The organism is Curtobacterium flaccumfaciens (assembly GCF_051548005.1).
Lineage (GTDB): Bacteria > Actinomycetota > Actinomycetes > Actinomycetales > Microbacteriaceae > Curtobacterium.
Map to the genome: position 1 here is coordinate 1 of NZ_JBPUGH010000156.1, position 7,600 is coordinate 7,600.

General features: G+C 72.5%; 7 protein-coding genes and 1 pseudogene. 2 read left to right on the top strand and 6 right to left on the bottom strand.

What is annotated here, in order from left to right; genetic code table 11:
• Nucleotides 1-17: 17 nt before the first annotated feature.
• The 6 genes and pseudogenes from ACSW7Y_RS14730 to ACSW7Y_RS14755 form a co-directional block, all read right to left on the bottom strand.
• A complete protein-coding gene (locus tag ACSW7Y_RS14730; RefSeq protein WP_438126993.1) occupies nucleotides 18-1,472 on the bottom strand; it encodes an MFS transporter in 1,455 nt (484 codons plus the stop codon).
• 261 nt (nucleotides 1,473-1,733) lie between these two features.
• Nucleotides 1,734-2,363: pseudogene (gene ribA / locus ACSW7Y_RS14735) on the bottom strand (GTP cyclohydrolase II); the annotation flags it as partial.
• Between the two features lie 23 nt (nucleotides 2,364-2,386).
• Nucleotides 2,387-3,421, bottom strand: a complete 1,035-nt coding sequence (gene ribD, locus ACSW7Y_RS14740) for a bifunctional diaminohydroxyphosphoribosylaminopyrimidine deaminase/5-amino-6-(5-phosphoribosylamino)uracil reductase RibD (RefSeq protein ID WP_438126999.1) — start codon at nucleotides 3,419-3,421, stop codon at nucleotides 2,387-2,389.
• A 90-nt stretch (nucleotides 3,422-3,511) separates the two neighbouring features.
• Nucleotides 3,512-4,084, bottom strand: a complete 573-nt coding sequence (locus ACSW7Y_RS14745) for a GNAT family N-acetyltransferase (RefSeq protein ID WP_438126994.1) — start codon at nucleotides 4,082-4,084, stop codon at nucleotides 3,512-3,514.
• A gap of 7 nt (nucleotides 4,085-4,091) precedes the next feature.
• Nucleotides 4,092-5,102: a tryptophan--tRNA ligase gene (trpS, locus tag ACSW7Y_RS14750; RefSeq protein ID WP_438126995.1), complete on the bottom strand. Its 1,011-nt coding sequence runs from the start codon at nucleotides 5,100-5,102 to the stop codon at nucleotides 4,092-4,094.
• 33 nt (nucleotides 5,103-5,135) lie between these two features.
• On the bottom strand, nucleotides 5,136-5,978 hold the full coding sequence (locus ACSW7Y_RS14755) for an exodeoxyribonuclease III (protein ID WP_438126996.1): 843 nt from the start codon (nucleotides 5,976-5,978) through the stop codon (nucleotides 5,136-5,138).
• Between the two features lie 55 nt (nucleotides 5,979-6,033).
• Here ACSW7Y_RS14755 and ACSW7Y_RS14760 point away from each other — a divergent pair, with 55 nt between their 5' ends.
• Both ACSW7Y_RS14760 and ACSW7Y_RS14765 read left to right on the top strand, forming a co-directional pair.
• A complete protein-coding gene (locus ACSW7Y_RS14760; RefSeq protein WP_438126997.1) occupies nucleotides 6,034-6,378 on the top strand; it encodes a hypothetical protein in 345 nt (114 codons plus the stop codon).
• Nucleotides 6,379-6,435: 57 nt separating this feature from the next.
• Nucleotides 6,436-7,536 carry a tetratricopeptide repeat protein gene (locus ACSW7Y_RS14765; RefSeq protein ID WP_438126998.1) on the top strand — a complete coding sequence of 367 codons (1,101 nt, stop codon included), beginning with the start codon at nucleotides 6,436-6,438 and terminating at the stop codon, nucleotides 7,534-7,536.
• Nucleotides 7,537-7,600 lie beyond the last annotated feature (64 nt).

A 7,600-nucleotide genomic window follows, 5' to 3' on the forward strand; every position in this document is an offset into this window, starting at 1 on the left:
GTGCGTACCCGGGTGCGTTACGGGGCGAGGCTCCCCGAGGAGCGCACGTGGCCGTCGCCGGCCGCCGCGTCGGCGGGCACGCCGAGCACGCGCTCGGCCTCCGCCTCGCCGAAGTCCGCGTGCCGGGTCTCCTTGACGAAGAACAGTGCGACGAGCGTCACGACCGCGGCGATGGTCAGGTAGAGGCCCACCAGGAAGATGTTCCCGTCGGCCTTCCACAGCGCGAGCGCCACGGTCGGTGCGAGGGACGCCCCGAGGATCGACGCGACGTTGTACGCCACCGCCGAGCCCGTGTACCGGACGTTCGTCGGGAACAGCTCGGGCAGCAGGGCGCCCATCGGGCCGAACGTCAAGCCCATGAGTGACAAGCCGACGATCAGGAACGTCACCACCGTGATCGGACCGTGCGAGGCGGCGAACCAGATCTGGAACGTCAGGCCGAACACGGCGATGCCCGCCGTGGTCCAGAGGAGCGTCGAGCGACGGCCGAAGCGGTCCGCGAGGAACCCGGCGACCGGGGTGAGGATGCCGAAGAAGACCACGCCGATCATGAGCAGCGACAGGAACTCGCCGCGGGAGTAGCCGAGGCCGATCTTCGGGACGAGGGGGCCGGCCGTGGCACCCGTCGTGCCGTAGGTCAGCGTGAACGTCGTCATGAAGTAGAAGAGCACGTAGGTCGCGACCATGCCGAACGTGCCGACGATGAGCGGTCGCCACGAGGTCCGGAACACCCGGGCCAGCGGGACCTTCGCGACCGTGCCGGACTCCTGCACGCCCCGGAACACGGTCGACTCGACGAGCTTGAACCGCACGTAGAGGCCGACGATCACGAGCACGGCGGAGAGCAGGAACGGGATCCGCCAGCCCCACGCCTGGAAGTCGGCGTTCGGCGTGCCGTCCGCGCCCGCGGGCATCGCCGCGTTGATCGCGATGAAGAGCCCGTTCGCGAGCAGGAACCCGATCGGTGCGCCGAGCTGGGGGAGCGAGCCGAACACGCCGCGCTTGCCCTTCGGGGCGTTCTCGGTCGCGAGGAGTGCCGCGCCGGACCACTCGCCGCCGAGGCCGACGCCCTGGGCGAAGCGCATCACGGCGAGCAGGACGGGGGCCCAGACGCCGATCGTGGCGAACGTCGGCAGGCAGCCGATGAGGAACGTCGCCGTGCCCATCACGAGCAGCGACGCGACGAGCGTGGCCTTCCGGCCGATGCGGTCACCGAAGTGACCGAAGACGATCGAGCCGACGGGTCGGGCGAAGAACGCGAGGGCGAACGTCACGAACGACGACAGCTGCGAGGCGGTCGGGTCCTCGTTCGGGAAGAAGAGCGTCGGGAAGACGAGGACCGCCGCGGTCGCGTAGACGTAGAAGTCGTAGAACTCGATGGACGTGCCGACGAGGCTGGCGATGACGACGCGGGAGCGCGGGTTGCCTGCGGGTGCCGGGGTGGTCGTGCTGGGTGCCGATGCGGCTGACATGCGTGTGTGGTGACTCCGAGGGGAGCACCCGGGAGGGGTGCAGCGGTGTTCCGGACGGCGGACACCGGTCGGTTCGCGCAGGTGGCGCGTCGCCGATCGGGTGCGTTCGGTGGGTGGTGGACCGCTTGTGACGGGGGCTCACAGCCTACGACAGATGTCGCTTTCCTGCGAATCCGCAGAGAACGAACGGCCGGGAGGCGCGGTGCACGTCGTCCGTGCTCCGCGCCTCCCGGTGGGTGGTCGCGCTGGTGCGCGGGTCGCTCAGCTGGCGGCGCCGGCTTCGAGGTGGGCGGGCAGCTGGTGGCCCATCCGGTCGCGCTTGGTGTCGAGGTAGCCGGCGTTCTGCGCGGAGATGCCGACGACGAGCGGCACGAGCGACTCGACCGCGATGCCGTGCTCCTCGAGCTGCCGGCGCTTCTCCGGGTTGTTCGAGAGCAGGCGCACGCTCGCGATCCCGAGGTCGGCGAGGATCCCCGCGGCGCCGCCGTACTCACGCGAGTCTGCGGGCAGACCGAGCGCGAGGTTCGCGTCGAGGGTGTCGAGCCCGTCCTCCTGCAGGCGGTAGGCCTTGAGCTTGTTGATCAGGCCGATGCCACGGCCCTCCTGCCCGCGGAGGTAGACGACCACACCGCCCTCGGCCGCGATCGTGTCGAGCGCCGCGTCGAGCTGCGGTCCGCACTCGCACTTGAGTGATCCGAACGCCTCGCCGGTCAGGCACTCCGAGTGCACCCGGACGAGCGCGCCGTCCCCGGGGGACGAGCCGTCGGGGAGCGCGCCGATGATGGCGACGTGCTCCGCCCCCGTGACGAGGTCGCGGTAGGCCCGCATCTCGAACCTGCCGTGGGTGGTCGGGACGTTCGTGGACACCTCGAACTGGACCGGGCTCCCCGGCGTGGGGGATGTCAGTGCGTCGGTCATCGTGTGCTCCGGTCGTTCTGGGGCGCCGCTCCAGGGTGCGCGGCGCCGTGCGGCCGGGCCCGGACCAGGAGGTCGGGACCCAGACTGGTGGTGGATGTCACGTCCAACCGCAGGCGGTCGGTCATGCTTCCCACGCCGAGGTCGTCGACGGCGACGCGGGGTCCGCCGAGCAGCACGGGGGCGACGTAGACGAGGTACTCGTCCACGAGGCCGGCCGCGATGAGCGCGGAGGTCAGGGTGGGACCGCCCTCGACGAACACGGAGTGCACCCCGTGGTCGCGGAGGGCCGCCAGGGAGGCAGCGAGGTCGTGGCCCGGCAGGGTCACGAGGCCGCGCGGGTGGCGCCGGAGCGCCGCTGTCACCGGGACCGGCCGGTCGCCGAACACCACCGGCAGCGGTTGCTCGGCGAGGAGCTCGCCCGCGTCGCCCCGGGCGGTGAGCGACGGGTCGTCAGCGAGCACGGTGCCGGTACCGACGAGGATCGCGTCGTGCGCCGCCCGCTGCTCGTGGACGTGCTGGCGTGCAGCGGCCCCGGTGATCCACTGGCTCGTCCCGTCCGCAGCGGCGGCGCGTCCGTCGAGGCTCGACGCCCACTTCGCGGTCACCCACGGCCGACCGAGCCGGACGGAGAGCAGCCAGCGCTCGAGGAATGCCTCGGCCTCGTCCGCGAGGACGCCGGACACCACGTCGACACCGGCGGCACGGAGTCGGTCGGCGCCGCCGTGGACGTGCGCTCCGGGGTCGTCGATCGCGTACACGACGCGGCCGATGCCCGCCTCGATGAGGGCGAGCGCGCAGGGGCCGGTGCGTCCGGTGTGGTTGCACGGCTCCAGGGTCACGACGGCGGTCGCCCCACGCAGGTGCGCGAGGTCGACCTTCGCCATCGCGTCGACCTCGGCGTGCGGTGTTCCGGCGCCCTTGTGCCAGCCCTCGGCGAGGACTGTGCCGTCGGGGGAGAGGATCACCGCCCCGACCCGTGCGTGGTCACCGACGGCGGGGCCGAGCGCCGCGATCTCGAGGCCGCGGCGCATCGCCCGGACCTCGGCCGGGGTCGCGGTTCCGGAGGGGGAGCTGGTCACGCTTCGACACTACCGACGAGAAGTCGGTGACACGTCATCGAACTACACGCTGTGGGCGAACGACGCTGTGGGCCAGGACAGGTCGGACGCCGGCGCACTGTCGGCGCGGCGCCGTGCGTGCCAGGCCGGGGTCGGGCCGCCGTCGCGACCGGGGTTCGCCGCGGGGCCGCTCCCCGTGAACACGAAGCCCGCCGCCCGGGCCACCGCCGCCGAGGCGGTGTTGCCCTCGTAGCACTCCCACGCGACGTCGGGTGCGCCCTGCTCGAACGCCCACGACACCACGAGCTCCAGCGCGTCGTGCATGCGCCCGGCACCGCGCGCGGACGGCGCGAGCCAGAACCCGACGTCGCGACGCTCGGTCCGGTAGCCGATCACGCCCTCGAGCAGGGACGACCCGCTGCGACGGATCGCCCACGTGTACTCGCGGTCCGAGGCCCATCCCGGGCCGACGAGCGCGTCGACGAAGGACCGCGCGTGGTCGGGTCCGTAGGGCAGCGGGACCGTCGTCCACCGGGCGACGTCCGGGTCCTGGCACCCGGCGACGATGGCCGCGGTGTCCGCGCGGGTGGGCACGTCGAGGCGCACCCGCGCGGACTCGAGGACGACCGGGATCACGTCGTGCTCAGCTGCGGACGCGCGGGACGAACCCGATGCGGTCGTACACGCGCGCGAGCGTCTGCTGCGCGATCGACTCCGCCCGGTCGGCGCCGACGGCGAGGAGCCGGTCGAGCTCCGCCGGGTCGTCGAGGAGTTCGAGCGTCCGGGCACGGACCGGTTCGAGCTCGGCCACGACCGCGTCGGCCACCTCGCCCTTCAGGTCGCCGTACCCCTTTCCCTGGAAGGACACCTCGAGCTCGGCGACGGAGGTCCCCGTGAACGCCGAAAGGATCGACAGCAGGTTCGTCACACCGGGCTTCGCCTGCCGGTCGGCCCGGATCTCGCGCTCGGTGTCGGTGACCGCCGACCGGATCTTCTTCGCGGTGCGCTTCGGGTCGTCGAGCAGGCGGATGAGGCCGTTGTCGGACGCCGCCGACTTGCTCATCTTGTTCGTCGGGTCCTGCAGGTCGTAGATGCGCGCGGTGTCGGTGAGGATCCGGGCCTCCGGTACGACGAACGTCTCGCCGAAGCGCGAGTTGAAGCGCCCGGCGAGGTCGCGGGTGAGCTCCACGTGCTGCCGCTGGTCGTCACCGACCGGCACCACCTTCGTGTCGTACAGCAGGATGTCCGCGGCCATGAGGATCGGGTAGGTGAAGAGCCCGACGGACGCGGCGTCGGCGCCCTGCCGAGCCGACTTGTCCTTGAACTGGGTCATCCGGCTGGCCTCGCCGAAGCCGGTGAGCGTGTTGAGCACCCACGCGAGTTCGGCGTGGGCGGGCACCTGCGACTGCACGAAGAGCGTCGCCTTCGACGGGTCGATGCCGGACGCGATGTACTGCGCGGCCGTCGCACGCGTGTTCGCGCGGAGCTCGGCCGGGTCCTGCGCGGTGGTGATCGCGTGCATGTCGACGACGCAGTAGATCGCGTCGTGGTCGTCGAGCAGCGTCCGCCACTGCATGAGCGCGCCGATGTAGTTGCCGAGGTGGAGCGATCCGGCCGAGGGCTGGATGCCGGAGAAGATGCGGGTGGTGGTCATGCTGGTGTCCTGTTGCGCTGGAGCGGGAGGGGATCAGATCTCGTAGTCGACGACCACGGGGGCGTGGTCGGACCATCGCTGGTCGTACGCCGCGGCGCGGTCGACCGTGTAGTTCGAGACCTTCCCGGCGAGTTCGGGGGTGGCGACGTGGTAGTCGATGCGCCAGCCGGAGTCGTTGTCGAACGCCTGGCCGCGCCACGACCACCAGGTGTACGGACCGTCGACGTCGCCGGCCTGGGCGCGACCGACGTCGACCCAGCCGAGACCGGGACCGGTGCTGCCGTCGGCGCCCTCGACCTGCTCGCCCTCGGGGCCGAAGAACCGGGAGAAGTAGGCGCGCTCGCGGGGGAGGAACCCGGCCCGCTTGACGTTGCCCTTCCAGTTCTTGATGTCGCGCTGGTCGTGCCCGACGTTGAGGTCGCCGACGACGACCGCGAGCGGGTTGTGCGCGCGGAGCTCCGGGAGCCGCTCGGTCATCGCGTCGAGGAACTTCCACTTCTCGTCCTGCTTCGGGGTGTCGACCTCGCCCGAGTGGACGTACGTCGACACGACCGTGACCGTGGTCCCGCCGATCTCGTAGTCGGCCTCGAGCCAGCGGCCGGCGGAGTCGAACTCCTCCGCCCCCAGCGCGACGCGGTGGATCTGTGCCCGGTGCCGCGATGCGATCGCGACGCCCGCGCGGCCCTTCGCCGTCGCGGGGTCGTGCACGATGTCCCACTCGTCGCCGAGGAGCCCGGCGAGGTCGTCACTCGACGCCCGGACCTCCTGCAGGGCGAGGACGTCGACGTCGCGCGTGGCGAGCCAGTCGCCCATGCCCTTCCGGAACGCGGCACGGATGCCGTTCACGTTGACGGATGCGAGGCGCAGGCGTGTCATGCCGTCCAGCCTATCGGCGGGTGCCGACACCTCCGCTGCGCCGTAGGCTCCCGCCATGACCGTCGTGCTGACCGTGGGTGAGGTCCTCGCTGCGTTCCGACCCGTGGCCGAGCACATGCTCCGACCGGACGAGTTCCGCGCCGCCCGGTTCTGGATCGCGCCGATCCACGCTTGGGACGACGATCGGGACGAGGATGCGCTCGCCGAGGATCAGGACGCGCTGGTCTGGGACCTCTGCGGGGAGACGGGGAGCAGCAGCACGCTCGGAGTCGAGATCTGGGACGACGAAGAGCAGCTGCTCGGCGCGTTGGCGAGCGACCTGCAGGACTTCATCGCCGAGAGCGCCTTCGCCTGGGGTGAGCTGCGCCCGATCCCGCCGATCCCACCGGAGCGCTCGTAGTCGCGACCCCCGTGCGCGGGGCTTGTCCGCCCGCCCGAGTCCGGCCACGATGACCCCGTGAGCGACTCTGCCGCCGAACCTCCGCTCTGGCGCCACCCGCAGGTCGAGCGTGCCCTCGTGGCGGCGGCGGAGCTCCTCGAGCACGGACGGCCCGAGGACGCCGTCGAGCCGCTGACCGGTGCGCTCGCCCTGCACGGCGACGACGCGGAGGTGCTCCGGATCCTCGCGGTCGCGTTCTGGTCGGCCGGTGACCTCGACGCCGCGCGCACGGCAGTCCGCCGAGCGATCACCACCGATCCCGATGACGTCGAGGGGTACCTCCTCGCCGCGCACCTCGCCGAGGAGGCCGACGACGTGGTCGAGGCCCGGTCGGCCTGGGCGGCAGCCGTCGAGCTCGTCCCGGGCGACGGCGGCCTGGCGGCAGCGCGGCTCGTCCTCGACCTCCGCACCGGACAGGTGGACGCGGCGACCTACGCCGCCGCGACCCGGGCCGCGACCGCGCACCCGCAGCACGCACAGGTGAACCTCGCCCTCGCGTGGTTGGCCGCTCGCGAGGGCTACCCGGGCACCGCCGAGCGCGCCCTCGTCGCCGCAGTGGCGGCGACCCCCGCGGACCCGTGGCCCCGGTGGCAGCTCCTCCGAGCACGCGAACGCCGTGGCAGCACGATCGCGGTGCTCGCCGACGCCGCACTCGTCCTCGCGGAGCACCCTGACGCGGTCGGACCGCTCGGCGCGTTCCGTCGTGCCGTCGTCCACCTGGCATCGCTGGGAACGGCGTTCATCGTCGTCGGTCTCGTGCTCGCCGGCACCGTGGGGGCGCTCGTCGGCATGGTGGTCGACGACCCCCTGCCCCCCGAGCTGTGCTGCGCGGCGTTGATCGTCGGTGTGGTCCTCGCCCAGGTCGCGGTGCTGCGCCGGCTCGGACGGGCGCTCCCGACGGGGTGGCAGCCGTTCGTGCGGCTGGTCCGGCGTCGAGCGCCCGGCGTCGTGGTCGTCCCCGTACTGCAGGCGGCGACGCTCGTCGCGGCAGGCGTGCTGCTCGTGCTCGCCGGCGTGGGTGCGCCGGGGCTCGCGGACGGTGTGGCCGCAGCCGCGGCCGGGGGTGCGCTCGTCGCAGCTATGGGCACGGCGGGGTTCCTGGGACGCTGGTACGCGTGATCGGTCCCCGCGCGTCTGCAGCGGTGACCGGATGACGGACGGGAGGCGCGGTGCCCGCTGGCAC